This is a genomic window from Rothia nasisuis (genome assembly GCF_928381405.1).
Classification (GTDB): domain Bacteria; phylum Actinomycetota; class Actinomycetes; order Actinomycetales; family Micrococcaceae; genus Rothia; species Rothia nasisuis.
In genome coordinates this window covers 18,989-44,612 of record NZ_CAKMSB010000004.1, presented here as the reverse complement: position 1 = coordinate 44,612, position 25,624 = coordinate 18,989, and the positions used below count along the sequence as shown (strand labels likewise).

Here is a 25,624-nt window from a genome sequence, read left to right as displayed (position 1 = left end):
GCTCCTAGTTGCTGGGGAACCGGGCCTTGACCCAGCGTTCGAAGACACCCAGTAGGGCATCGGTTATCTTGCCCAGGATCGCCAGCAGGACGATAGCCAACAGCAGGCGGTCGGTGCGGCCGTTGTTTTGGGAGTCGGTCAGCAGGAAGCCCAGGCCCATGGACGCCCCCAGCAGCTCAGCGGCGACCAGGAAGAGCCAGGCCTGCGCTAGAGCCAGTCGCAGACCCGAGACCACAGCAGGCAGAACCGCAGGCAGCTGCACGGTGGTGAAGAGGCTGACACCGCGGACGCCGAAGGTGCGGGCCGCCTCAACCAGTTTGGGGTCAACGTGGGCCAGGGCAGCTGAGACGGTGGTGTAGACCGGGAAGAAGGCACCGATAGCGATGAGGGTGACCTTGGAGTTCTCGCCGATGCCAATCCAGAGCAGCAGCAGGGGCACCCAGGCCAGCGAGGGTACAGCGCGCAGGGCTCCGATGGTGGGGGCTGCGAGTACCTGGGCCCAGCGGGAGAGCCCTACCCAGGCTCCGAGCACTAGCCCCAGGATGGCGCCGATGCTGAAGCCCAGCACCACGCGCTGGGTTGAGATTGCGATGTGCAGGCCGAGCTGGCCGCGTCCTGCCAAATCAAGGGCGGCGGCAACCACCTTGGAGGGGGCGGGGAGCTGCACCGCGCTGAAGACCCCGGCGGTGCTCAGGTACTGCCAGAGCGCCAGCAGAAGCAGGGGCAGCAGGGCACCCAGCCAGGGTGCCCACCTGCGGGTCAGCAGGGGGCGGCGGGGCGGGCGCGCGGACGCCGGTGTTTCGGTTCGCGCTAGACGGCGGCGGGTTACCGACCGGGTTCCGAGATCAGAGGTAACTGACATGTCTACTCAGCCACCAGAACAGAGACTCGAGCCGGATCAGCCTTAGCGGCAAAGGTGTCGTTGACGATGCTGCCCAGGGCAGTATCCACTTCGCCTTGTGAGGCGACGTCGCCAGATTCAACCAGGTAGGGGCCAACCTTTTCGAGAACGGAGAGCTGCGCGTCACCGGGCACGGAATCGATGTCCAGGTAGGTGCGGTCCCAGACGACCTGGGCGGTTTCAAGCTCGATACCTGCGCTGTCTGCCAGGATCTGCACGGCCTCTTCTTCATTGGCTAGAGCCCATTCACGGGCGTACTCGTAGACGTCAACCACGGCCTGGGCGGCTTCGGGGTCTTCTTCAATAAAGCTCTCGGTGGCGTTCAAGAAGCCGTAGGTGTTGAAGTCGACGTTGCGGTAGAAGAGGGTGTTGCCGTCCTCAATTTCGGCACTGGCCATGATGGGGTCAAGGCCGCTCCAGGCGTCGACGGTGCCATGGTTGAGGGCGGTGCGGCCGTCGGCGTGCTGCAGCTGTTCAATGGTGATCTCATCGGGCGATACACCGGCTTCTTCCAGGGCCTGGAGCAGGAAGAAGTAGGGATCGGTGCCCTTGGTGACGGCTACCTTTTTACCGGCTAAATCAGCCACCGAGTTGATACCCGAGTCGCTGGTAGTGACCAGGGCTGACCACTCGGGCTGGGAGTAGAGGTCAATCACCTGGATGGGTGAGCCGTTAGAACGGGCCAGCAGGGCAGCTGAACCTGCGGTGGAACCCACGTCGATGGCCCCAGAACGCAGGGCCTCATTGGCCTTGTTGGATCCGGCTGATTGAACCCATTCCACCTCCTTACCCTGCTCTTGCAGGGCGGTCTCTAGCCAACCCTTTTCCCTGATAATCAGAGAGAGCGGGTTGTAGGTGGCGTAGTCGATGGTGACGGTGGTGTCGCCCGCAGCGGCAGAAGTGTCAGCGGTAGAAGCGTTTTCCCCAGCCAGGCAGCCGGTGAGCAGCAGGGCGCCGGTGGCGAGTAGGGCTGAGCTGGTGGTGAGACGAGAAAAGAGTGACATGTGTGTTCCTAGTGTTCTTCGACGCCGAGTTCGGCCAAAAGTTCTTTACGCAAGGTGGCAAGCGCCGGGTTGCCGCGGTCGCGGGGGTGGTGGTCGGGCACATCCACCACACGGGTGATAGTGGCAGGTGCACCGGGGGAGGGCCTACCCAACACAATCACCCGGTCTGAGAGGTAGAGGGCTTCTTCTACGTCGTGGGTGACCAGCAGAATAGTGGCCGGGTCCTGGGCGTGGATATCGAGCAGTAGGTCCTGCATCTTGATGCGGGTTAGGGCGTCCAGGGCACCGAAGGGCTCATCCAGCAGAAGGACGCCGGGGTTCCGCGCCAGCGCCCGGGCCAGTGAAGCGCGCTGAGCCATGCCACCGGAAATCTCACGGGGGCGGTGTTGGGCATAGTCTGCCAACCCCACGAGATCTAGAAGCCGGGCAACCTGCTCACGGGCGGCGTCCTTGGGCGTTCCCTTGGGCAAACCCAAGGCAACATTCTTCTCAACGGTACGCCAGGGCAGCAGGCGGGGTTCCTGGAAGCCAATTGCCACTCGGGAGTCCAGGCCGCGCACCGGGCTGCCATCGATGGTGACGGTACCGGCGGTCGCGGTGCCCAGACCGGCAGCAGCCCGCAAGAGGGTAGACTTGCCGCAGCCCGAGGAGCCGATAATAGAGATAATCTCTCCGGGGTAGGCGGTGAAGGAGACGTTTTCAAGGACGGTGCGGGTCTCGCCGCGCTCGCCGATGAAGGTTTTGCCGACCGCCTTGAAGTCAATGTCGCAGGCGGTGAGGGTGGTGGGGGTGCGTTCTAGCGTGGGTGCGCTCATGCTTTTCTCCATCGTCTCTTGGCGTTAGCACCGACCCCTGTAATGCGGGAGGTTGCTGCGACGTCGTTGAGCCAAGTCTCTCGGTCGCTCTGGATGGTTGACGTTTTCAACGCTAGAAGTGCCCGCCGTCTTCACGCAAGATTATGACGGGCTATGTCGCCCGGTTACGACTGTGACGATGTGGGCTATTTTGCCCATCTTTGAAGAACTGTTAAAGCTTAGTATAAGATAGTTCACTGAATATCTAGATACTAAAATGAGGACAATTTATGGTCAACCGGCGTTCGGTTGTGAAAGGGACTGCCTGGGCGGTTCCCTCTATCGTCGCAACCTCAGTCCTGCCTGCCTACGCCGCGTCAACCTCCTCTGGGCCGGAGGTATGTAGCACCCTGACTGTTGGTGCCTACGATGGTGAGGCAAACCGTTACCCCCTGTCAATTTCGTTTGGTGGCAGCTACCCCAATGAATCTAGTGAGCTGGCCGTCACTATGCGGTATCGGTCGCAGACCGAGTGCCCCACCGGCGGCCTGCTCACAATCGCCAACCCCTGCAATGGTATGTTGGGCACATCTGGTGTGCGTTGCGCGTCAACCCCACAGGAGGACGGCACCTACGAGATTGTAATCAGCCAGTCGGTAACAGCCATGTACTTTGATTACCATCTCATGTCGTGCGGTCCGTGCCCCTTTTCCGCCAAGATTACCCGCGGGGTTCCAGAGGGGGCTGTTATTACCCTGGATTCTTCACCCACGGGGTCGGAGCCCGCGTGGCAGTACGTTTTTACCCTGGGTGATTTTGGGTCGGCTAGGCCTGCTATCGCTGAGGTGGGCCGCACCCTCAGCTTCCCCGCGCCGCTGAACGTCAGCTATGCTTAGCCGTCAGCGCACCGCCAGCTGCTTCACACGCCGTCATAAAAGTTAAGCATGTGTCATAGGTTGTTTGAGTAGGCAGCGGCCCGTAGTCTAGATGACAGTTGATCATGAGTCCCAACGTTAAGCTCTGGCTGGTTGGGCGGCAACCCTCTCCCGTAGTGGGGTGCCCCAGATGAGGATCAGGCAGGAATGCAAGTACGGCGCACACGGCGCCACCTTCGCGAGAGGCTAGGCGCCCTTACTATGTGAGGCGCAGGGTTGCACGGGGCGCGGAGGGTTAAATACCACCGAAAGGGCCCAGCAGTGAGCGAGAAGAAGCGCATTGTCGTCAACGCCTTCGATATGACCACCACCAGCCACCAGAGCTTTGGCCTCTGGCGCCACCCCCGCAACCGGGCGGACGAGTACAACACCATCAAGTACTGGACCGACCTGGCTAAGGTGTGCGAGAAGGGCCTGTTTGATGCGGTATTCATCGCAGATGTGGTGGGTGTTTACGATGTTTATAAGGATTCAGTAGCCCCCGTGCTCAAGGATGGTGCCCAGGTTCCGGTGGGCGACCCCTTCCTACAGATTTCTGCTATGGCCGCTGTGACCGAGCACCTGGGCTTTGGTGTGACCGCCGCTGTCACCTACAACCAGCCCTACACCCTGGCCCGTTCCTACTCCACCCTGGATCACCTGACCGGCGGCCGTGTGGGCTTCAACGTGGTGACCTCCTACCTGCAGTCTGCTGCTGAGAACCAGGGCCTGCCCGGGCAGATTGAGCACGATGAGCGCTACGAGATTGCCGAAGAGTTCCTCGATGTCTGTTACAAGCTCTGGGAGGGCTCCTGGGAGGACGGCTCGGTACCCCGCGACCGCGAGAAGGGTATCTTCGCTGACCCCTCGAAGGTGCACCCCATCCTGCACAAGGGCAAGTACTTCCAGGTTCCCGGTATTGCCCTGAGCGAGCCTTCACCCCAGCGTACCCCCGTGATTTTCCAGGCCGGTGCCTCATCTCGTGGGCAGGCTTTCTCGGGCCAGCACGCTGAGGCTATTTTTATTACCGCCCTGCGCCCCCACCTAACCAAGGTGCTGACCGAGCGGATCCGTAAAGAGGCTGAGAAGGCTGGTCGCAAGCGCGATGACGTCAAGATCCTGGCCATGCTCTCGGTTGTTGTGGATGAGACGGACGAGAAGGCCCAAGCCAAGTACGCCGAGTACCTCAAGTACCAGAATATTGAATCCTCTCAGGGCATCATTGGCGGCTGGAGCGGCCTTGACCTGGATCAGTTCGATGAGGACGAGGCCCTCAAGTATGTTGAGACCGAGTCCATCCAGTCCTTCCTGACCCCCTTCACCCTGCAGGATAAGGAGAAGGAGTGGACCCGTAAGGACATCGCTGAGCACTGCGCTACCGGCGGTATGGGTGCGGTTCTGGTGGGCTCCCCCCAGACCGTTGCCGATGAGCTGGAGAAGTGGATTGACGAGGGTGGCCTGGACGGCATCAACCTGGCTTACCATGTTTCCCCCGGTTCCTTTGAGGACTTCGTTGAGTTCGTGGTTCCCGAGCTGCAGAAGCGCGGCCGCTACCGCACCGCTTATGAGGGTTCTACCCTGCGCGAGAGCCTCTTCGGTGAGGGCAACAAGTACGTGGACGAGCGCCACCCGGCTGCCAAGTACCGCGGAGCTTACGTGGGTAAGCCCTCCGCTGCTGACACTCCGGCCCGCGACTTCCTCAAGCTAGCGATTGAGCAGGCCGAGAAGGCTGAGGCCGCAGGCCACTAGTTCTGCACATACCGGGACGCCGCCGCGCGCCTTCCTGCCACAGGGCAGGGAAGTGCGGGGCGGCGTCCTTGTGTTAGGGCGGGTATTTCTGCTTGATAGGGGCGTAACACGGGCAATATAAATCATCTCCCAGCGGGAGAGTTAGGTAGACTGAGGGCACGCTGTTCACATTCACAGGGAGAAACACCTCATGGCTACCTACCGCTCAAAGACCGCTCTGACCTCTGCCTTCCTCATCGGCGCCCTTGCTTTCGCTGGCTGCGGCGCGGCAAATGATGCCGCAGATTCGGCCTCTAACGCAGCTGAGTCGGCCTCCGCATCCCAGGGGCTCACCGACGAGCAGAAGGGCCAGATTGAGACCACTCTCAAGGACTACTTTACGACTCTCGCTACCGCAGAGCTGCCCTCTGAGCCCCCTGCAGATATCCAAGAAATTCTCTCTAATGTTGAAACCGGCACTGACTTTGAGTCCCTGGAGGGCACAGCCTCAGCTCTCTCGTCTTTGAGCGATGAAGAGAAGCAGAAACTTGAGGACTACTTCAAGGGTCTTGACCCCACCTACGACTTTGTCGACCGCTCGGGTATCAGCGTCGAACAGTCCATCGTGCTGAGTCTCATGGCCATCAGCATGGGGGATGTTGCTACCACTGATGACCAGAACGCCATCGAGACCCTTACCGTGGACACTGACAAGGTCACCTTCACCGAAGATACCGCCACCCTGTCAGCAGATGCCTTCTCAATCGGGGGTAGCGCCTCATCTGACCCCTCAGATTCGGCGGATACCCAGGGGAACCCCTTCAGAGAGGGCCCCGGTGCCATGCTTGACGGTACCGAGCTTAAGTTTGAAAACGGTGAATGGAAGATTGACGCTGCCTCCTACCTGAAGAGCCTCGACCAGGCCATCCTCTCAGGCATCCAGTAGCCGTGTCAGACCCGTTTCCCCATGCCCAAGAGCCGCCCACTATCGCCCTGATTCTGGCGGGAGGGCGAGGGAGCAGGTTATCCCCTCTCACCGACCACCGCTCCAAGCCCGCAATTCCCTTTGCTGGCATCTACCGCATGATCGATGTGCCGCTGTCTAACCTGGCGCACTCGGGCATCAGGCACGTGTGGGTGGTGGAGCAGTACCAACCCTTCACCCTCAACCAGCATCTAGCGGGCGGGCGGCCTTGGGATCTCGATGGCACCCGCGACGGACTGCGCATACTCGCGCCCATCGAGGGCCGCCCCGAAGACGGTTTCGCAGCTGGCAACGGTCACGCCCTCTTCCAGCAGCTCCCCCTGCTCGAATCGGTGGGTGCGCACAACGTCATTGTGATGAGCGCTGACCACCTCTACCAGCTTGACGTGCGTGAGGTACTCGCCCAGCACCGTGAACTCGGGTCAGATCTTACCGTCGTCACCACAGAAATTGACGAGGACGCTTCCCGCTACGGGGTGGTGCGCACCGGCACGGGTAAGAAAGTTACCCGCTACGACTACAAACCTGATCGGCCCGCCAGCCAGAAGGTAGCGACCGAAATTTTCGTTTTTAGGGTAGCAGCCCTGAGGCGAACCCTGGATGCCCTGTTGGAGGGGGTTGACCGCTCTGACACGGAGGCGGTGGGGGAGGTTCTCGGTGACTACGGGGAGACCATCATCCCGCACATGGTTGCTGACAGTGTGGTGCACGAGTTTGTGTATGAGGGCTACTGGAGGGACGTTGGCACTATCGATGCCTACTACCGCGCCCACATGGACCTGCTCGAGGGGAAGGGCCTGGAACTGGACGCTCCCGGTTGGGCTATTCTGCCCCATTCGGACCCCTACGCCCCGGCCTACCTGGCGCCGTCCTCACAGGTCACCGGCTCTATGGTCGCCCACGGAGCCCGCGTGCACGGGCAGGTAGAAACCAGCGTCATCGGCCCCGGTGTGACCCTTGAAGCCGGGGCTAGGGTAGAGCGTTCCATCCTCATGGGCGATACCGTGGTACCTGCGGGCGCGCACCTACAGTCGGTCGTTGTTGACGTGGGCGCGAGCGTCCCTGCCGAAGCCGTAGGGCAGACCAAACCTGGCCCGGGCAATATCACCGTTATTGCTAGTACCGCCAGCGGCCGGGGCCACCGCCACGATGGAGAAGCAGTGGCTGGAGCCTAGAGCAGAGCGCTCCAGAGGCGGCAGAAGTTCTCCATCACCTTCTGGCTGTTGGGGCGGTTCATCCACTCGTCATAGCGCAGGCGCTTGCAGCGGGAGATGTAGTCGTTGGCTACCTCCTCGAGCTCCTTGACCATGCGCTTGCCCACGATGAAGGTTGAGACCTCAAAGTTGAGGGCAAAAGAACGGGGATCCATGTTGGAGGAACCGATAAAGGTCAGCTCGTCATCCACAATCATGAACTTGGAGTGCAAGACGGTGGGCCCGGGGTATTGCTGAATCACCACACCAGCGTTGAGCAGCTGTTCATAGTAGGAGCGCTGGCCCATAATCGGCAGGAACTGGTCGCCCTTTTCACAGACAATCAAGGTCACATCGATACCTGAGAGTGCCATATTGGTCAGGGCCTGCAGCAGGGTCTCTTCGGGTACGAAGTAGGGGGAGCAAACAATAATGCGGTCTTCTGCGTTATAGAGCAGATGGTTGATGAGGCGCAGGTTATTTTCGGTCTCGAACCCGGGGCCTGAGGGAACAATCTGGGCCAGGGGGAGCTGGCCCTCCGTCCCTGCCTCGTCGTGGGCATCGATGTCTGCATCGATTTCGTCAAGGAGGAGCTCCCTGGTCTCTGCGTACCAGTCAGAGACGAACACCGCGTTGAGTTCGTGCACGACGGGGCCGGTGCAGAAGAAGGAGAGATCTTTCCATTCAAGACCCTTCTTGATGTTTCCCTTGAGGTTGTAGGTGCAGTCAATGGCGTTTTGGGAGCCTGAGAAGGCTAACTCGCCGTCGATGACCACAATCTTGCGGTGATTGCGCAGGTCGGGGCGCTGCCACTGCCCCTTCCAGGGCTTGAGGGGGAGCATGAGCCGCCAGGGTACTCCGGCCCCGTTGAGCTTGTGCTGTAGCTCCGCCCAGCGCGGGTACTTGCGGGAGCCGATGTGGTCAATGAGGACGTGCACGGCTACACCGCGCTGGTGGGCGCGGATGAGAGAATCCCAGAGCGGCTCGGTCGTTGAGTCAAGGGCGGTGATATAAAACTCGAAGTGAACGTATTTCTGGGCTTGGTCGATTTTCTCGGCGATTTCTTGCAGGGCCGCGTTGTTGTCGTGGCGGAGCTCAAAGCTGTTCCCGCCGATGAGAGGCAGGGCTCCTAGCTTATAGTTCAGATTGGCTGCAACACGGGCGGGCTCAGAGAGCACCGGGTTACCCAGCACAGCCTCATCACCCCTGATAGCGTCTTTGATGATTTGATTCATGGTGCGCTGGCGGCTACGGCGGTGCTTGGGCACCAGGTTGGAACCGAAAATCAAGAAGGCTATGAGACCCACGAAAGGGATGAAGAAGATAGCCATCAGCCACCCCAGCGCCACCACGGGTTTACGGTTGTAGGGCAACCAGAAAATCACGGTGAGTCGGATGAGAACGTCAACCACGATGAGCGTGATAGAGACCCACCCTGGAAGATTCGTCAGGTCAATGAAAGGAAGCAAGCCAAAATTCACTCTTTCAGTCTACCGGGAGTTGTAGTAGCCCGGGGAGGGGTTCCCGATGTGTAAGATAGGGCCGGGTAGCTAGGGGCCGATGCACTTCTGCAATAGACTGGTGGTGTGAAGAAACCCGAGAAGTCTGCGCGTCAGCAGCGCCGCGAGCGAACCCACACCGCGATCCACGAGGCAGCCCTCACGCTGGTGCAAGAAAAGGGCCTCAAAGCTACTACCACAGACGAGATTGCTGAAGCGGCCGGGGTCAGCCCCCGTACCCTCTTTAACTATTTCGCCAGTAAAGAGGATGCGGTACTGGGCTTACGTGCCCCCACCATCACCGATGATATCCTGCAAAAGGATGCCGCCCGCCAGGACCTCTATATCTTTGAACGCGTCGCCCATCTGATGCTCGACATCATCGTTGCCGCGGTCACCGGCCCCACTTTCCCCCGGGTGCGTCCTCTCGTGCAGGAATACCCTGAGCTACGCTACCGTATCAAAACCCACCACATTGAGTGCGAAAAAACTCTGGCTGACCTGCTCCGCACTGTCAACTGGGTGGAGTTCAGCGCCAGCGGACGCCGCGGCCCCTGGCCCTACTTGCCGGCTACTGAGGCGGACGCGAGCACCTCAGAGCCCCGCCTGCGCGCGGCTCTGTGCATCACCTCGGCCCTGCTCCGCTACCTGGACTACACCCGTGGCGTACCCGAAGAAGCTGAACGCGACCAAGTGATTCGCGAAGCCGTGCAGACCTTTCGCCACCTGCTACGCGAAGACTAGAAATTCGCCATCCGTCATGCGGTGTCACGGGGTGGTCTGAAACCGGTGAGAAAAGAGTAAAGTGGCTAGCGGGTGCCCCCCCCGTGCCTGAAACTTGGAACAAAGGAGTAGACCATGAAGATTCTTCTGCCCACATCAATCACTCTTGACCAGAGTGCCCTGGGCGCAGAGCTCAATGACGAGCTGGTGAGCTATGACCCGGCCGTCAACATCGCCCCTGAACACCACGACGCCGATGTGCTAGTGGCCTGGGGTAACACCAATGACCAGCTCAAGGACGCCGCCACCCACCTTGAGCAGGTAGAGCTGGTTCAGGCCCTGCTGGCTGGCCCTGACCAGGCTCGCGCCGCGGGCTTCCGCCCCGAGGCCGTCATCGCCTCAGGCAGCGGCCTGCACTCTAAGACCGTTGCAGAGCACACCCTGGCCCTGGCCCTGAACTTTGTGCGCTTTCTGCCCACTCTGGCCGAGCACCAGGCACAGAAGAACTGGGCCACCGAGCTGGGCGGCCCCCAGGAACTGCACCCGGCAGACCAGGTTACTACCCTGCTCGGCGCTAAGGTCACCATCTGGGGTTTTGGCTCCATCGGCCAGGCAACTGCCCGCCTCTTTGACGCCTTCGGCGCCGAGGTTACCGGTATCGCCCGCTCCGCCGGTGAACGTGCGGGCTTCCCCGTGGTAGCAACCGACGACATCGACTCAGTGCTAGAAACCACCGACATTCTGGTCATGATTCTGCCCAACTCCGAGGAAACCAAGAACTCCCTGAACGCAGCTCGTCTGGCCAAGCTGCCCCAGCGGGCCTACGTCATCAACGTGGGCCGCGGCCCCACCGTCAACGAAGCTGACCTGATTGAGGCCCTCAACTCAGGGAGCATCGCCGGTGCCGCCGTTGACGTTGTGGTCGAAGAGCCCCTGCCCTCCAGCGACCCCCTCTGGGACGCCAAGAACATCATTATCACCCCTCACTCAGCGGGCGGCCGCCCCGTTGAGCCCGAGGCCCTGATCAAGCAGAACTTGCAGGCCCTGCGTGATGCCCGCGCGGGTAAGGACGCCAACTGGCGCAACAAGATGAACTAATTATTGCCCAGCCAGCTGGCGCTAGCACGTCCTGTGCATGACCTTCCACCGCGACATATATTAGGTACAGAAAAGGAGCTCCACCATAATCTGGTGGAGCTCCTTTTAGTTGTGTCTAGCTGACGGTATGGTCGGTTTTATCCAGAAGTGTGGTATTCATCCTGAGCGACTGAAATATGCAGCGGAATAGCAATAGCTGGCGCCGCGTGTGGTCTTCAGGGTCAAAGAATTAGTATTTTTTGCGGTTAAAATTAGTGAAAATTTTATTTCGAGATAGAAATAGGATGATGCCGCAGCAAACAGCTATCGATAGAATCGATGCGCCGGACATTACAGTTTGGACTCCCAAAATTTCAGCAAGTAATCCAATAATCCAGTAGCCTAGTGGGACCGAGAGACTGGTTAGTAGATCATCGAATGAGCTGATTTTTCCCAGCAATTTAGGGTTCACATTCTTTTGCAGAAAAGAAGAGAAATATATTGAGAAGACCGAAAGGAATATTCCATTGATGAATTGGAGTAAAAATATTATATAAATGGGCAAGCTTGAGGAGATTACTAGGGGCTGAGTTGATATTACAAGCAGGGAAATTATTATATTCAACTCATTTATTTTAAATGACTTCACTTTGGGTAAGACGATAGCTCCCAGTATTCCTCCTGCGCCAAAGGTTGCGACAAGGAGCCCCCAGGTTTCGGAGCCATTTAAATTGTGTTCCGCGTAAACTGGACCCAGTGAATATAATGCAGCCAGTGCGGATAAATGAAATATTGATGATGCAATAAAAAGGCGTAAAATACTGGGTGATTTCAGTAGGTAGGTAAAGCCAGAGAGTACCTCTTGTGTGGGGTTTCGCATTTCATTTTCTGGCTGTGTGGTTTTGTTGCTTGCTACAAGCAAGAAGAGGAAACTTGCAAAAAAACTAAAAGAGTCTATAAATAGCGCCAGTGATGGATGGTAGGTGGCGGCTAGGATTCCTCCAGCTATGGGCCCTATGATCATTGCAATCTGCCCCAGTAGACTTACGGCAGAATTTAATTTTATATACTTATCTTCAGAAAAGGAGTTAACTATAAATTTATTAGAGGCTGGGTTGAATGCAGAATCTGAAATTCCAAAAAATATCTGCACTAAAGATATTAGAAGAAGAGATTTTAAATCGTGTAATATGATTACTGCAAGTAATGCTTGAAGAGTAAACCTTGATAAGTCGGCAACCCGCATAATAGTTAGCGGATTAAATCTATCCGCAATCACCCCTGCTAGGAGTGCCCCAAATGCAGTTCCGGCTATCTTTATGCCTAGAATAAAGGCGATTTCTTGAGGTGAAAATTCTAAATGAATAAGAGCAAAAGGAAGTACTACGTAACTCATGCGAGTTCCGATAAGTGAAACCGCCTGAGAGAATAAATAGGCTCGCATGGGAGCTGAATAATTCGATTCTTTAGTAGGGTTCATTTTATTTCTAGTTGCATAGGTGGAGCCTCGCTTGTATAGGGTAAGTTTGGAGAATAGATAGTGGCTTTACTGAAGATCAAAGCACCATATTTCTATAAATAATCTCAAGTAATACTGAAGAGATAGGTGCGATGAACGAAGATACCATCGCTCACCGCCCTACCTTTTATGAAAGAGATAACTAAGTCTAGCTGACGACGTGGCCGGTTTCGTCCAGGAGCTTGGCGCGCAGTTCGCGCCGCTCAGCCTGGGCGGCCGGGTCAGGCAGCGGAACAGCGGCCAGCAGACGCTGGGTGTAGACCTCGCGGGGGTGGCGCAGAATCTGCTCGCGCGGCCCCTGCTCAACAATCTCGCCGCGGCGCATGACCGCAATACGGTCTGCCAGGGCGTCAATGACGGCCAGGTCGTGGGTGACAAAGAGGCAGGCGAAGCCCATTTCTTTCTGGAGTTCCTGAAAGAGCTCCAGCACGCGGGCCTGCACAGATACGTCGAGTGCCGAGGTAGGTTCGTCGGCAATGAGGAGCTTGGGCTTGAGGGAGAGCGCCCGGGCGATGCCCACGCGCTGTTTCTGGCCGCCGGAGAGCTCGTGCGGGTAGCGGTTGCGGTAGGAGCGGGGCAGCTCTACGCGGTCAAGCAGTTCTTCAATACGCTTCTGTAGCTCAGCGCCCTTGGCCACACCGGCCAGCATCATGGGCTCACCGATGGATTCACCGATGGGCAGGCGGGGGTTGAGGGAGGACGAAGGGTCCTGGAAGACCATACCCACGTGCTTGCGTACCTCGGCTAAATCCTTGCGGCTGGGCTTGCGCATATCTACGCCGCAGACGTTCAGCTCACCCTCGGCAACCTGCAAGAAGCCCACGCTGGCGCGGCCGATAGTGGATTTACCGGAACCGGATTCACCGACCAGACCCAGCACCTCACCGGCCCGGATTTCGAGGGTGGCTCCGGTGACGGCCCGGAAGGGGCCAACGCGCCCCTGCTTGGGGTACTCGAGGGCTACGTCCTTGAGCGACAGGATGACGTTGCCGGTCCGTTCCGGGGCGATCTGGTCGAGTAGGGCAGTTTCAGGGCGCTGGTTCTCGGCTGCGTCGTCAATGGCGGCGTTCACATCGATTTTGTCGCCGCCCAGGTGGAGTACGGCACCGAGCAGGGCCCGGGTGTACTCGTGCTGGGGATTGTTGAAAACTTCGTGAATTTCACCGGTTTCAACGATGACGCCGCGGCGCATCACGGCAACCCGGTCGGCCAGATCGGCTACCACACCCATGTCGTGGGTGATGAGAATGATGGCCGAGTTGAGCTTTTTCTGCAGGGTGCGCATGAGCTCCAGGATTTCAGCCTGTACGGTCACATCGAGTGCCGTGGTGGGCTCGTCTGCAATCAATAGCCGGGGGTTGGTAGAGAGCGACTGGGCAATCATGGCGCGCTGGCGCTGACCGCCCGACATCTGGTGGGGGTAGGAGTTGAAAGCCTTGACGGGGTCGGGCATTTCAACCATCTCGAGCATTTTGATGGCCTCTTCTTTGGCCTCTGCCGGGGAGATGTTCTTGTGCAACCGCAAGGTTTCAACAATCTGGTCTCCCACGGTCATGACCGGGTTCATGGCGGTCATAGGTTCTTGGAAGATGACGGCTACGTCCTCCCCGCGCACGCCGAGTAGCTCGGCGTTGCTCAGGCCAACGAGCTCGCGCCCGTTGAGTTTGACGGAGCCGGTGACGCGGGCATTCTTGGGCAGCAGGCCGATCGTTCCCATGGACGAAACGGACTTACCGGAGCCGGATTCACCCACGATGGCGAGTACCTCACCGGCGTGCACCTCGTAGTTGAGGTCCATGGCGGCGGGAACCCAGGTGCGTTCGACGCCGAAGTCAACGCTGAGGTTGCGAACTTCGAGCACCGGCTGGCCGGTGGGCTGAGTGGTTGGTGTGTTCACTGGTTTTCCCAACTCTTGGTTGTTTCTGTGGAGTCTAGCTTGATGGAGCTGTCTCATCTGAAAGAATTAAAGACTATGAAGTCTCAGTTTTTGCAGAACCCTCCGGTGACCTACCGAGATAAGACCGCCCATGTGTACACGGGTCTTGCTGTGCTCGTGGCGGTGATTGTGCTGGTGGCTCTAGCCATCAAGGGTGGGCCCCAGGCCCTGCTGACCCGGGGCTGGGCTGTTCTCTTTGTGGCTTACGCGGTGTGGTACCTGCTGGGGAGACCCTGCATTGTGGTGGATCGTGACGAGGTCACGGTTATGAACCCCTTCGCTACCCACCGGGTGGGCTATGCGGCGCTGGTCGATGTTTCGACCCGCTACCACCTGACCCTGGTGACTCCCACCCGTTCGATTCAGGCCTTTGGGCTCCCGGCAGGTGGTATGGTGGCCTCGCTGACCGCACACCGGCAGGAGCTACGCAACCTGCCGACCATTACCTACGGGGCCGAAAAGACCCTGCGCACCTCTGATTTACCGAACTCGTCGGCGGGCGCCGTGGCGCTGGTACTCCGCGGCTACTGGCAGGAGCTGGTGGAGGCCGGGGCCCTCGAGGGCTCCGAGCCCACGCAGACGGTGGACGCGGACGTAGGCGGCATTGCTCTCTTTGCCCTGCTGGCTTGCGCCGCAGTTGTGGGGCTCACCATCTAGTGCACTGGGTGCCGGAGCGTTCTGCTTCTCTATGCGATTATCAAGCGGTGGCGGTGAACCGGCGGGCTCACCGCCACCTCGGTTTCAGATGAGACTATTGGTCGGTAGGTGACCCTGCCGTACCGTCCAGATTCTGATTAAGGGAATCTGAGGTGCGGCTACTGTGCGGAGTTTCTACCTCTGAGGCGATGGAGGTGTGCACCGTGACGGTTGCGCCCCCCGCTGCCACCGCCCCCACCGCCGGGGAGCCACCCGGCGCTGAGTGACCGCTAACGCCTACGCCGTTCTCAGCGGAATGGGCGGTACGCTCGGTGGCTTTCTTAGGGTTGAACTTCTTCTGGCGGGGATCAAAGGCATCGCGCAGGCCATCGCCCACAAAGTTGACGGCCAGTGAGATAACCAGGATGAAGAGGCCGGGGAACCAGAAGAGCCAGGGGCGGGTTGAGAAGGCTGACTGGTTGGCTGAGATCAGGGAGCCCAGTGACCAGTCGGGGGCCTTGATGCCGAAGCCCAGGTAGGAGAGGGCGGTCTCGGTCAGAATGGCGGTGCTCATCATCAAAGACACATTCACGGTGACCACGCCGATGGCGTTAGGCAGGATGTGCTTGAAAATGATGCGCAAATCAGATGCGCCAGCCAGGCGGGCAGCATCCACAAACTCGCGTTCGCGCAGGGAGAGGAACTCCGCGCGGACCAGACGGGCCAGGGAGGACCAGAAGAGCAGGCCCACGACCACACCGAACATGATGGTGTTCCAGACGCCGTGGAAGTAGCTACCGGCCAGCTTACCCAGCACAGCGGTCAGCAGTATGAGGGGGATGATGATGACCATGTCGGTAAAGCGCATGATAACCGCCTCAACCCAGCCCCGGTAGTAGCCTGCTAGGCCGCCGAAGAGCACACCCAGAAAACCTGCGATTGAGGTAATCAGAAAGACCACCAGGAAGGTGTTCTGCACCCCGCGCATGGTCATGGCGAAGAGGTCTCGACCGGTGGCGTCCTGGCCAAACCAGTGCTGGGCGTTGGGGGCGGCACCGTTGACGATGGGCTGCATCTGGGTGTAGTTGTAGCCCCACCAGCCGGGGATGGGTCCCACACCGATGGAGGTGAGGGCCAGGAGCAAAATCAGCACCAGGGTAACGAGTGAAATGACCGCCCCGGTGTTCTGGCGGAAGCGCTTGCGCACAATCTGCCCCTGGGTTTTACCGACCGAATCTTGGGCACGGATGTCGACGTTGGTTTCCAGCGAGCGGAGGGCGGCGGTTTCGGTGGTCGGCTCGGGGGCGGAGCCTGAGGTGGGGTTCTTACCGTTGATGCTCATGATGCTTTCACCCTCACGCGCGGATCGAGGGCTGAGTAGAGGAGGTCAGCCACAAGGTTAAAGACAAGTGCCATAATGCCGGTGAGCAGGAAGACGCCCATGACGGGGTTGGGGTCGGTGTGCGCCAGCGAGTCAAGGAAGAGGGTACCCATACCCTTGAAGGCGAAGATACGCTCGGTGATTGCTGCGCCGCCGATGATGGCACCGATATCCATGGCAATGATGGTGGCCAGGGGAATCAGCGCGTTGCGGAAGGCGTGCTTCATCACCACGGAGCGCTCAGAAACACCCTTGGCGCGGGCCGTGCGGATGTAGTCCTGGTTCATGATTTCGAGCATGGAGGCCCGTGAGTAGCGGGAGTAGGAGGCCAGCGAAATCAGGGTCAGGGCGATGGTGGGGAGCAGGATGTGGGTGAGGGTATCTGTGCTCAGAATCCAGAAGTCACCCTGCAGGTTGGGGGTTGAGGCGTTGGCGGTGGGGATGGGCCGACCCTTGATGCGGCCGTTGGCTACGTAGGCGGGCCAGGCCTGCATGAAACGGTCGACGATAATCAGCAGGGCCATGGTCAGGCCGGTGAGCATACCCACGCGGGCACCCTGGCCCTTATCGTAACCACCGGCGATTAGGCCGGCCGCCACGCCCAGAGCCATGAAGGCTAGCGTGATGAGGACGAGCATCAGCAGGGTCGCCTGGCTGAGCAGGCCTTGGATGGGGAAGTAGGCGGCAGATCCCACGACCACCAGGGCCAGGCCAGCGCTCAGGGCTCGGCGGTTACGCAGGCCAGATACCAGGATGGTGAAGATGAGCGCTGCGGCCAGGCCCAGGGGGATGATGAAGGGCAGGCCTAGGAAGGGCCGGGAGAACCACTCGGTGGTGGAAACGAAGACGATAGCGCCCGCGGTGAGCACGAAGCCAAGGACGCCCATGAGGTAGCGGGTCTTCTGCCTGCCGAAAGAGGCTGAGTACCAGAAGGCACCCGCAACGACGGCGATGAGAAGCGTGGTCGGTATCGATATGACTGGGTCGCGCAAGAAGTCGTTGAAACCGATGGCCACGAACTCTTTGAGCAGGACCGCGATCCAGAAGGAGGGCAGGGAGAAGAAGAGAAAGCTGGCGAAGGTGACGGTGTAGTCCAAGCCGGAGTACTGGCGTAGGGCCGAGATGATACCCAGGCTGACACCGATCAGGATGGAGAGCACGGTGGCCGCTACGACCAGGGTAAGGGTTTGTGCAACCGCGTTGGAGAGTAGCTGGGTGACGGGTGTGCCTGCCAGGTTCTGGCCAAAGTCGCACTTACCTGCAAAGCAGCCGAGCACACCGCCAAGCCAGGAGAAGTAGCGGAGCGGGGCAGGGGTGTTGAGGTCGAGGGCCTCAATACGCTGGGCGATGAGGGCTTCTTTATTGGGCGAGGTAGAGACTCGGAGATCTTCGAGGGGGTCACCCGCGATGGCAACGAGGTTGTAGATGAGGAATGAAGCACCGAAGAGGATGACAACTGCGGTGATTAATCGCCTCACGGAATACATGAGCATGATGAATCCTGATGGTTAGGTGGGCGCACCCGGGGAGTAGGAGGGTGCCCAGTAACAGCCAGATGGCGCGGACGCTGGTGAGCGCCCGCGCCACAGGGAGGGTACAGGTACGGAGCCTGTATCTGGAGTGTGACGAGAGCCTGCAGGGCTACTCTGCGATGTCCCACTCTTCGATGTTCCAGGTCAGAGGCTGCTGACCGGGCTTGGGTACCACTCCGGTGAGGGTATCGCTGTAGGAGGCTACGGCGATGGACTGGAAGAGGGGCAGGCCGTAGGCGTCCTTGAAGATTTCGCCGTCTGCCTGCATCTTCAGCTCCTCGATACGGGCGGTATCGGTGGTGGCCATGATTTCATCGGCTGCTGCGTCAACGGTTGCGTTGGAGTAGCCGGTGAAGTTGGAGGAGGAACCGGTCTTGAAAATCTGGCCCAGGGAGACGTTACCTACACCTGAGGAGACCCAGCCATAGATGGAGGCCTCGTAGTCGCCACCGGCCAGCAGAGATGACCACTGCTCGGTACCGGAATCTTCAACGATGAAGCCAGCCTTCTCAGCGGACTCCTTAATCATCTGGAAGGAGTTGATGCGGTTAGAGTTCTTGTTGTTGTAAAGGATGCGGATGGTGGGGGTCTGGCCGCCGAGCAGTTCCTTGGCCTGCTCGATATTGGCCTCCATATCATCTGAGGGGTAGTCGCTGGAGTTGTTGGACTCCAGGGTCTTGGAGTAGTTCTCCCCATCTGAGGCAACGTAGAGCTGAGAGTTCAAAACGGCAGCTTCTGAGTCCATGGGCTTAATGAGCTTATCGACAATATCCTGGCGGGGAACGGTCAGCAGGAAGGCCTTGCGCACATTTTCATCAGCGAAGGGGGAGCCTTCCTTCATGTTCAGATCCAGGTGGTCGTAGGCCTGGTCAGGTTGCTTGTTGGTCACAACGCCGCTCAGGGCCTCAAGCTGGGAGACCGTATCGATGGAGGGCTGGGGCGCAACGGCGTCAACCTCCCCGTTCTGCAGGGCCTGAATCTGGGTTGCAACGTCGCCCTGTATCTTCAGTACGACTTCGCCAATCTTGGGTTTGACATCGCCCTGGTAGTTGGGGTTGGCGGTGAGGGTTACCGACTGGTTCTCTTCAACGCCGGTGACCAGGTAGGGGCCGTTACCCACGGTCAGGGCCTCGTTGGAGGGCATGGTGGTGGTGTCAAAGCCGGTGTTCCAGGCGTCAGCGATCTTGCGGAGCTGCTCGTTTTCTTCGCCGGGGGTGGCTGACTCAATAGCCTCGACGAGCTCTTCTTCGGTCATACCGGCTAGCTCAGCGACCACGTGGGCGGGGGTGCCGTAGCTGTTGCCAGCAACGTCGTAGGCAATCTCCCAGTCAGCAAAGGCCTGGGGGTAGGTGAAAGAGATGGAGCGTCCATCTTCGCTTGTGGTGGGCCTGTCTGCACCGACCAGCCCGACGGTCTCACCGGCCCAGTCGAAGTACTTGACGCCACCTTCCCCTTCACCGTCGAAGTAGCCGGACTGCACAGCCCAAGCCAGAAGTAGGTCGCCCTTGTCAATCTCGTCGCCATCTGACCACTTCTGGTCGTCGTTGACCTTGTAGTCGACCTTGATGCCTTCGCCTTCTTCGGTCATCTCGTAGGAGCCGAACCAGTCATTGTGGCGGACCTCAAAGGTGTTGGTAACGGTGTAGAAGCCGCGGCTGGTCATCTGGTTGATGATGCCGTTGGTATCTGAGTTGCTCTTAGAGGTGCCCACGTTGAGTGAGGAGAAAACGTTGGTGAGGGCAATGGAAACTGACTTGTCTGAAGAAGCAGACGAATCCGAGCTCGAAGAGCCGGTGGATGAGCTGGCACAGGCTGACAGGGCCAGCGCCGTAACAGCCGAAAGGCTCAAAATTGTTGAAATGCGGGTCTTGCGCATCGGTATCTCCTTGCTAAAAAGGGGAAACGTGTGGGTTCATGTTCACCGCCGGACAGGTAGGCCAACTCGACCTCTATGGTGGGGTGAATCACATAATGTATATACTAGGGCACTGATGTAGCAAAAGGTTGCCAAAACACTTATTTCGGCACGTTTTTTAAAGTTGAAAAGTTTTGTTACTGCATCGTAACCACGTCATAACCGCACTACCGATTTAGGGTATCTGCCCCTGCCGCTGGCCTCAGCGCTCAAGGGGGCAGACCATGTGCACATGTTCAAGACCTGCCTCTATGTAAGGCTCCCCCACCTGCTTAAAGCCGGCTTTTTCGTAGTAGCCCTCTTTGAGGTAGGACTGGGCGCTGATAGACACACGTTCGGCCTTCGTGTTCTCGTAAATCCAGGTCAGAGCGGCCTTGAGCAGCTTGCGCCCCAGGCCGGTGCCGCGGGCGTCCGGGTGAACAGCCACCCGGCCGAGAGTCCAGGCCCCAGGGTCAGCCGGGTGGGCTTCATCTGAGAAGGTTGCTAGGTCAAAGAGTCGGAGGTAGGCCAGCACCTCCCCTCTCTCGTTGGCGTGGAAAAAGTGCAGGGCCTGGCGGTCGGCCCGGTCAATCTCGTTTTCTTCGGTAATTTTCTGGCCGACCACAAAAACGAGCCCGCGGAGCAGGTAAATCTCATTGAGTTCATCGAGCGTCAGCTCATAAAAGGATTTGACGGTAAACATGAAACTATCCTAAGCTCCCAAAAACATGTTACTGGTAAGTAATTAAGGGGAAAGCCTGCGGTTGTCGGCACCCCCGGTAGACACTCTGCCCTGCCCCGTCGGCCGACGGGGCAGGGCAGAGTCTAGAAGCGGCCTGTAGCAGAGGGTCTTACTTGGTGGTGACCTTAATCAGCTCAGAGCCGGGCAGGGCCTCGCCGACGGCGCCCTCAACCTTGGCGAAGCGACCGGTGTTGGTGACCAGCACGGGGGTGACCAGTGAGTAACCGGCATTCTTGATAATCTCGGGGTCGAAAGTCATCAGGAGGTCGCCGGTAGCGACGCGCTGGCCCTTCTCTACCTTCACGTCGAAGCCTTTACCGTTGAGATTGACGGTGTCAATGCCCACGTGAATCAACAGTTCTACACCGGAGTCAAGCTTGAGGCCAATGGCGTGGCCCGAGGGCATGGTGACGGAGACCTTACCGGCGGCAGGTGCTACCACGGTGTTGCCGGTCGGATCAATCGCCGCACCCTTACCGAGCTTCTCAGCGGCAAAGATGGGGTCGGGAGTCTCAGCCAGGGGCACGGCCTGGCCTTCGAGAGGGGAAGCGATGGTGAGGACGCTGCCGGGCGTGGGAGCCGAGGTTTCTTCGGTGGACCAGGGCGCGGCGTCCTGCTTCTGAGCAACAGCTACGGGAGCCGCAGCTGCGCTGGCAGCACCAGCTGCGGTGCGCTTCTCAGCGGTGCCGGGGGTGGTGGCCTCAGCCTCTGATTCGCCGATGCCGGTCTCTGCCACAGCTACGGCTTCTGCCTTCTGATCCTTGGACTCATAGCCGAAGATGAGCACACCAGCTAGAGCACCAAAGTAGGCGATAGCCAGGCCAATCATGTAGAGGTGGGAGGGCTGCATAGCGGGAATAGAAAGTAGGGAGGTGAAGGCGAAGGCGTGGGACTGCACTCCCAGAGCCGAGATGGTGGCACCACCGATAACGGCGGGAACCAGAATCAGGGGGAAGACGCGCTTGTAGCGTAGCACAACGCCGTAGAGGGAGGGCTCAGAGATACCGCCGAGCAGGCCGGAGGCAGCCGCACCCACTGCGGTCTGACGTAGCTCCTTGTTGCGGCGGGCGGCAATAGCAACACCGGTGACAACACCGAAGACAGCGAAGTTGTAGGCACCCATGGGGGACTGGATAAAGTCAACGCCGTCGGTCTGTAGGTTGTTAATCATGACCGCGTTCAGAGGCCAGTGCAGACCCAGGGGAACCATAAAGAGGTAGAGGCCAGCAATCAGGCCGCCGACCAGCCAGGGAAGGGATTCGTTGACACCGCCGATGAAGTCAGAGATAGCCAGAGCAAAGTTGATGCCGATGGGGCCGATGACGAAGGCGGTCAGGGGAACCAGAACCATAACAGAAATCATGGGCACGAAGACCATGTGCAGCATGGTGGGAATAATTTTCTTCAAGAGGCGTTCCAGAGGAGCCAGCAGGGCGGCTGCGAAAAGGGGAGGGAAGATCTGGCCGGTGTAGTTCATGACGTACAGGGGTAGGTTCAGACCCAAGAAGGGTACGTTGACGGCGCCGTCCACGGCAATATCGGAGAAGCCCTGGAAGGTGCTGGTCATGAGAGCAGCGGGGATAGCCGCGCCGACCCACATGTTAGCGCCCAGGCGCTTAGCTGCGGTGGCACCAATCATGATGGGCATGAAGTTCAGAACAGAGAGCGCAGCGGCCAGCATGAGGAACCAGAAGGGGAAGGCTGCTCGCCACTCGTTGAGCATGGCAGCTGCGGTGTCAGCATCGGCTAGGCGGGGGCCGTTGACGATATCGATGTTGACGGTCTGGCCCGTCAGGTCGGTGTACTGACCGAAGTAGCCCAGCTGCTGTAGGAAGACGATCAGGGTCAGAATCATGGAGGTGCCCAGCAGTGCCCACAGGATGGGGCGGAAGGAGTCTGAAAGCACGTCGAAGACGCGGGTCAGCACGCCGGCCTTCTTCTCGCCTTCGGCTGCATTCTTGCTGGCGTTATCACCAACGTTGCTCATGCCGGGGAGCTTGAGCATCTCGTTGTAGACCGATTCGACCTTGTCGCCGAGGACGACCTGGGTTTGGCCGGACTGCTCGATGATGGAGAGCACGCCTGGGACGTTCTCAATCTTGGTGCGGTCGATTGCTGAGTTGGACTTGGGTGTTACGCGCAGGCGGGTGGCGCAGTGGGTAAAGTGCGAGATGTTCTCGGGGCCGCCCAGGCCCTCAAGTATCTGCTCGCCCATCTGTGAGTTGTTCATGAGTGAACCTTACCGGTGTGTGGAATCGCTCCGGCTTTTAAGACGAAAAAGACCCGAGTTGCCTATCGTCTTGCCCACCCGTGCGGGTAGAGCGATGCCCTGATTTTTAGAGCCGGGTGCGGTTACACGCCTGCTCTGGGTCAGAGCCGATAGCAACTCAGGTCTTGCCTGCCAAGCCAGTAACAATCCTGATGATTGACTATGGTCAAGGGGTGTAAACCCCCGTTCGTGCCCAGACTACTCCGCTACAGCTGGCTATGCAAGTGGTTTAACAGAAAAAGAGCCTGACCTGTAGGTTCACTCCTGCAGGTTTTGTGCTACCCACGCCCCTGACCGCTCCTACGAAGCTGCTGCGATGGCGTCCGGGTGCTTAGCTTTGAGCCAGGCGGTGTGTAGGCGCAGGTTAATCTCCAGGGCCAGGCAGCCTATTGCGGCGGCAATCAGGGTGGCAGGCAGGTAGGTGCCCGAGGGTGCGGTGAACTGGTGGTACCAGAGTGAGGGGGGCAGGACGAGTGCTAGGATCAGCCCCGCATACATGGTAGCGACAATCACCAGGCGCACCCCGCGCACCGGGCGTACCACCGTGGTGATGTTGTAGATACCCATCAGCACCAGGGCGATAAAGGTGGCGGTCTGCAGTTGCGCCGTTTCAACCCCGCTCCTGTGCCCGTAGCCGTTGACGAAAACCAGCACCGCCGTGATAATGACGGCAGCTGGCAGGGCATAGTGCAGGGCGCGGCCCAAAAAGCCGCTCACGTAGCGGCGGGTATTAGGCAGCATGGTCAGAAAGAAAGCCGGGCCGCCCACAATCAGCAGGTCGGCGGTAGAGTACTGGCGGGGGAGAAAGGGGAAGTTCCAGCAGAGAATACCGATGGTCAGCCCCAGCATGATAGCGAAGGCTGTCTTGGTGAGAAAGAGATTAGTGACCCGCTCGATGTTGGCAATAATTTTGCGGCCTTCGGCCAGAACACCGGGCAGGCGGTCAAAACGGCCATCAAGCAGAACCAGGCGCGAGACAGCCTTGGTGGCCGGTGCCGCGTTGCCCATGGCGATACCCAAATCGGCGTGCTTGAGGGCCAGGGCGTCGTTGATGCCGTCACCGGTCATCGCCACCACGTGACCGGCCTCGCGCAGGCCCAGCACCATGTTTTTCTTCTGCTCGGGTGAGACGCGCCCAAAAACGGCGTGGGTGCGGGCAGCTTCTACCAGCTCGGGGCCACCCTCAGGCAGGGCAGAGGCATCGACGGCGCCGGCAGAAACATCCATACCAGCGGCCTGGGCTGCGGCCGCAACGGTGCGCGGATTATCGCCCGAGAAGACTTTCAGGTCAATGCCCTGGCTCCTAAAATAGGCCAGGGTGCTGGGGGCCTCAGCCCGCACCTGCTCACGGAAAATCACGAACAGCTGGGGCTCAAGACCGGCGGGGACGGCCGCCACCACAGCGCCAGCTTCATCGCGGGTGAGCGCCGGGGCGTGGGCCAAAACCAGGGTGCGCAGGCCGCTTGCAGCCAGTTCCCCGGCCAGGGTGGCAGCAGCGGAACCGGCTGGCAGCAGGGCCTCGGGAGCACCAATGAGCCAGGCCCCTGAGTCAGCAAATTCTACCCCGCTAAAGCGCAGGGCCGATGAGAAAGGCAGGAGACCCGTGGGCGCGGACGCCGCCGCGCCCTGGGTGGAGGCCCGGGCAGCAGCCGTCGCGAACGGTTCTTTCAGGGCAGCTGCCGTGGGGTTAGCGTTCTCGTCGGCGCCAAACCAGCCCAGGGCAGTGTCCCAGCCGGGGGAATCGTCCCGGTGTTCTTTAAGCACCTGCCCGGTCAGAGTGCGCACCGAGTCAAAGCGCACACCGCCTTCGGTCAGGGTGCCGGTCTTATCGAAGCAGACCGTATCAACGCGGGCCAGCACCTCAACGGCGGGCTGCTCCTGAATGAGCACCTCGGTGCGGGCCAGCTTGACCGAGGCCACGGCAAAAGAAATGGTGGTCATGAGTGCCAGGCCCTGCGGAATCATTGAGGCAACCGACGACACCGAGGTGATGAGGGCATCGCGCCAGGCCCCAGACTCCAGGGCAAACGACCAGCCCCCGGCTGCCTGCATCTGGCCGTTGAGCACAATCGCAATAATGGGAATGAGCGCCCAGGTAATCCAGGTGACCACGCGTTCCATGCCGGCTCGCAGTTCAGAGTGGATGGTGGTGAACTGGCGGGCCTCAGCGGTAATCTTGGCTGCACGTGAGGAGGCCCCCACCGCCGTCAGCCGCACCTTACCTGAGCCACCGATCACCGACGAGGCCGAAAGTACGGCATCCCCCGGCTTTTTGCCTACGGGATCGTTTTCACCGGTCAGCAGAGATTCATCGAGGTCGAGCCCGTTGCTGGTCAGCACCAGAGCGTCGGCTGGCACCTGGTCGCCGCGCTTAAGGAGCACAATATCGTCGAGTACCAGCTCTTCCATGTGCACGTCGGCCAGCTGGCCGCCGCGCAGCACGGTCACCGGGTCGCGGCGCAGTAGGGCGATGCGGTCAAGCTGCTTCTTGGCCGAAAACTCCTGGGTGAAACCGATGACCACGTTAGCGATAGCCGCCAGCAAAAAGAGCGTATCGAGCCAGGAACCCACCAGAATGACGGCCAGCCCGCACAGCCCCAGCACCAGATTGAACATGGTGAAGAGGTGGGTGCGAATAATGGTGGCCGTAGAGCGTGAGGTGGTGGTGTTTTGCGTATTGACAAGCCCGGCCTGCTGCCTCTCAGCCACCTGCTCTCGGGTCAGCCCCTGCGCCAGGAGCCTGCCGTCGGGAGGGGTGCTCACATTCACGCGGTGGGCAGGCGCGGTGCGAGACATGGGGGCTCCTTGAGGCATCAGGCTGGACGGGGTGGTATCTAGTCTAGTAGGCCAAGGGGTGGGCGCGCGTCAGTCTCAGGGATGAAAACAGGTAGATCCTG

At 59.5% G+C, this 25,624-nt stretch carries 19 protein-coding genes and 2 riboswitches; of the genes, 7 read left to right on the top strand and 12 right to left on the bottom strand.

The features are described 5' to 3' along the window. Positions 1-4: 4 nt before the first annotated feature. The 3 genes from L6966_RS04695 to L6966_RS04685 are packed head-to-tail and all read right to left on the bottom strand — an operon-like array spanning position 5 to position 2,720. Positions 5-862, bottom strand: a complete 858-nt coding sequence (locus tag L6966_RS04695) for an ABC transporter permease (RefSeq protein WP_237232964.1) — start codon at positions 860-862, stop codon at positions 5-7. Between the two features lie 2 nt (positions 863-864). Continuing rightward, positions 865-1,905 carry an aliphatic sulfonate ABC transporter substrate-binding protein gene (locus L6966_RS04690; RefSeq protein WP_237232963.1) on the bottom strand — a complete coding sequence of 347 codons (1,041 nt, stop codon included), beginning with the start codon at positions 1,903-1,905 and terminating at the stop codon, positions 865-867. A gap of 8 nt (positions 1,906-1,913) precedes the next feature. Continuing rightward, the gene (locus L6966_RS04685) at positions 1,914-2,720 is read right to left on the bottom strand and encodes an ABC transporter ATP-binding protein (protein WP_237232962.1); all 807 of its coding nucleotides are present in this window, start codon (positions 2,718-2,720) and stop codon (positions 1,914-1,916) included. Positions 2,721-2,725: 5 nt separating this feature from the next. Further along, positions 2,726-2,820: riboswitch (SAM riboswitch) on the bottom strand. A 169-nt stretch (positions 2,821-2,989) separates the two neighbouring features. Between L6966_RS04685 and L6966_RS04680 the strand changes: the two genes are divergently transcribed. The 4 genes from L6966_RS04680 (at position 2,990) to L6966_RS04665 (ending at position 7,501) form a co-directional block, all read left to right on the top strand. Beyond that, the gene (locus L6966_RS04680) at positions 2,990-3,595 is read left to right on the top strand and encodes a hypothetical protein (RefSeq protein ID WP_237232961.1); all 606 of its coding nucleotides are present in this window, start codon (positions 2,990-2,992) and stop codon (positions 3,593-3,595) included. Between the two features lie 100 nt (positions 3,596-3,695). Beyond that, a riboswitch (SAM riboswitch) is annotated at positions 3,696-3,796 on the top strand. Between the two features lie 138 nt (positions 3,797-3,934). Beyond that, positions 3,935-5,362, top strand: a complete 1,428-nt coding sequence (locus L6966_RS04675) for an LLM class flavin-dependent oxidoreductase (RefSeq protein ID WP_237233041.1) — start codon at positions 3,935-3,937, stop codon at positions 5,360-5,362. A gap of 190 nt (positions 5,363-5,552) precedes the next feature. After that, on the top strand, positions 5,553-6,287 hold the full coding sequence (locus tag L6966_RS04670) for a hypothetical protein (protein WP_237232960.1): 735 nt from the start codon (positions 5,553-5,555) through the stop codon (positions 6,285-6,287). A 2-nt stretch (positions 6,288-6,289) separates the two neighbouring features. After that, positions 6,290-7,501, top strand: coding sequence for a glucose-1-phosphate adenylyltransferase family protein (locus L6966_RS04665; RefSeq protein WP_237232959.1), 1,212 nt, complete (start codon positions 6,290-6,292; stop codon positions 7,499-7,501). Here L6966_RS04665 and cls read toward each other — a convergent pair. Further along, positions 7,498-9,000: a cardiolipin synthase gene (gene cls, locus L6966_RS04660; RefSeq protein WP_237232958.1), complete on the bottom strand. Its 1,503-nt coding sequence runs from the start codon at positions 8,998-9,000 to the stop codon at positions 7,498-7,500. The genes L6966_RS04665 and cls overlap by 4 nt on opposite strands. Positions 9,001-9,105: 105 nt before the next feature. Here cls and L6966_RS04655 point away from each other — a divergent pair, with 105 nt between their 5' ends. Both L6966_RS04655 and L6966_RS04650 read left to right on the top strand, forming a co-directional pair. After that, on the top strand, positions 9,106-9,762 hold the full coding sequence (locus L6966_RS04655; RefSeq protein ID WP_237232957.1) for a TetR/AcrR family transcriptional regulator: 657 nt from the start codon (positions 9,106-9,108) through the stop codon (positions 9,760-9,762). A 114-nt stretch (positions 9,763-9,876) separates the two neighbouring features. Then, complete coding sequence (locus L6966_RS04650; RefSeq protein WP_237232956.1) at positions 9,877-10,839, top strand: NAD(P)-dependent oxidoreductase; 963 nt, start codon at positions 9,877-9,879, stop codon at positions 10,837-10,839. 229 nt (positions 10,840-11,068) lie between these two features. On the opposite strand, the gene L6966_RS04645 is transcribed toward L6966_RS04650, so the two are convergent. Beyond that, positions 11,069-12,298 carry an MFS transporter gene (locus L6966_RS04645; RefSeq protein ID WP_237224247.1) on the bottom strand — a complete coding sequence of 410 codons (1,230 nt, stop codon included), beginning with the start codon at positions 12,296-12,298 and terminating at the stop codon, positions 11,069-11,071. A 187-nt stretch (positions 12,299-12,485) separates the two neighbouring features. Beyond that, a complete protein-coding gene (locus tag L6966_RS04640; protein ID WP_419721881.1) occupies positions 12,486-14,291 on the bottom strand; it encodes an ABC transporter ATP-binding protein in 1,806 nt (601 codons plus the stop codon). An 18-nt stretch (positions 14,292-14,309) separates the two neighbouring features. Between L6966_RS04640 and L6966_RS04635 the strand changes: the two genes are divergently transcribed. Next, positions 14,310-14,930, top strand: coding sequence for a PH domain-containing protein (locus L6966_RS04635; protein WP_237224249.1), 621 nt, complete (start codon positions 14,310-14,312; stop codon positions 14,928-14,930). A 94-nt stretch (positions 14,931-15,024) separates the two neighbouring features. Here L6966_RS04635 and L6966_RS04630 read toward each other — a convergent pair whose 3' ends face one another. The 6 genes from L6966_RS04630 to L6966_RS04605 form a co-directional block, all read right to left on the bottom strand. Next, positions 15,025-16,251: an ABC transporter permease gene (locus L6966_RS04630; protein WP_237232955.1), complete on the bottom strand. Its 1,227-nt coding sequence runs from the start codon at positions 16,249-16,251 to the stop codon at positions 15,025-15,027. Then, on the bottom strand, positions 16,248-17,783 hold the full coding sequence (locus tag L6966_RS04625) for an ABC transporter permease subunit (RefSeq protein WP_237232954.1): 1,536 nt from the start codon (positions 17,781-17,783) through the stop codon (positions 16,248-16,250). Before L6966_RS04625 ends, L6966_RS04630 begins: the two co-directional genes overlap by 4 nt. A 148-nt stretch (positions 17,784-17,931) precedes the next feature. Next, positions 17,932-19,698 (bottom strand): ABC transporter family substrate-binding protein, encoded by a 1,767-nt coding sequence (locus tag L6966_RS04620; protein WP_237232953.1) that lies wholly within the window; start codon positions 19,696-19,698, stop codon positions 17,932-17,934. A gap of 241 nt (positions 19,699-19,939) precedes the next feature. Then, positions 19,940-20,419 carry a GNAT family N-acetyltransferase gene (locus L6966_RS04615; protein ID WP_237232952.1) on the bottom strand — a complete coding sequence of 160 codons (480 nt, stop codon included), beginning with the start codon at positions 20,417-20,419 and terminating at the stop codon, positions 19,940-19,942. A gap of 148 nt (positions 20,420-20,567) precedes the next feature. Then, positions 20,568-22,688 (bottom strand): glucose PTS transporter subunit IIA, encoded by a 2,121-nt coding sequence (locus L6966_RS04610; RefSeq protein WP_237232951.1) that lies wholly within the window; start codon positions 22,686-22,688, stop codon positions 20,568-20,570. A gap of 339 nt (positions 22,689-23,027) precedes the next feature. Then, the gene (locus L6966_RS04605; protein WP_237224253.1) at positions 23,028-25,523 is read right to left on the bottom strand and encodes an HAD-IC family P-type ATPase; all 2,496 of its coding nucleotides are present in this window, start codon (positions 25,521-25,523) and stop codon (positions 23,028-23,030) included. Positions 25,524-25,624 lie beyond the last annotated feature (101 nt).

Excerpts from the sequence above, each read along its gene's own strand:
- L6966_RS04695 (WP_237232964.1), bottom strand. The coding sequence starts at position 862 with ATGTCAGTTACCTCTGATCTCGGAACCCGGTCGGTAACCCGCCGCCGT.
- L6966_RS04690 (WP_237232963.1), bottom strand. The coding sequence starts at position 1,905 with ATGTCACTCTTTTCTCGTCTCACCACCAGCTCAGCCCTACTCGCCACC.
- L6966_RS04685 (WP_237232962.1), bottom strand. The coding sequence starts at position 2,720 with ATGAGCGCACCCACGCTAGAACGCACCCCCACCACCCTCACCGCCTGC.
- L6966_RS04680 (WP_237232961.1), top strand. The coding sequence starts at position 2,990 with ATGGTCAACCGGCGTTCGGTTGTGAAAGGGACTGCCTGGGCGGTTCCC.
- L6966_RS04675 (WP_237233041.1), top strand. The coding sequence starts at position 3,935 with ATGACCACCACCAGCCACCAGAGCTTTGGCCTCTGGCGCCACCCCCGC.
- L6966_RS04670 (WP_237232960.1), top strand. The coding sequence starts at position 5,553 with ATGGCTACCTACCGCTCAAAGACCGCTCTGACCTCTGCCTTCCTCATC.
- L6966_RS04650 (WP_237232956.1), top strand. The coding sequence starts at position 9,877 with ATGAAGATTCTTCTGCCCACATCAATCACTCTTGACCAGAGTGCCCTG.
- L6966_RS04645 (WP_237224247.1), bottom strand. The coding sequence starts at position 12,298 with ATGAACCCTACTAAAGAATCGAATTATTCAGCTCCCATGCGAGCCTAT.
- L6966_RS04640 (WP_419721881.1), bottom strand. The coding sequence starts at position 14,291 with ATGAGACAGCTCCATCAAGCTAGACTCCACAGAAACAACCAAGAGTTG.
- L6966_RS04635 (WP_237224249.1), top strand. The coding sequence starts at position 14,310 with ATGAAGTCTCAGTTTTTGCAGAACCCTCCGGTGACCTACCGAGATAAG.
- L6966_RS04630 (WP_237232955.1), bottom strand. The coding sequence starts at position 16,251 with ATGAGCATCAACGGTAAGAACCCCACCTCAGGCTCCGCCCCCGAGCCG.
- L6966_RS04625 (WP_237232954.1), bottom strand. The coding sequence starts at position 17,783 with ATGCTCATGTATTCCGTGAGGCGATTAATCACCGCAGTTGTCATCCTC.
- L6966_RS04620 (WP_237232953.1), bottom strand. The coding sequence starts at position 19,698 with ATGCGCAAGACCCGCATTTCAACAATTTTGAGCCTTTCGGCTGTTACG.
- L6966_RS04615 (WP_237232952.1), bottom strand. The coding sequence starts at position 20,419 with ATGTTTACCGTCAAATCCTTTTATGAGCTGACGCTCGATGAACTCAAT.
- L6966_RS04610 (WP_237232951.1), bottom strand. The coding sequence starts at position 22,688 with ATGAACAACTCACAGATGGGCGAGCAGATACTTGAGGGCCTGGGCGGC.
- L6966_RS04605 (WP_237224253.1), bottom strand. The coding sequence starts at position 25,523 with ATGTCTCGCACCGCGCCTGCCCACCGCGTGAATGTGAGCACCCCTCCC.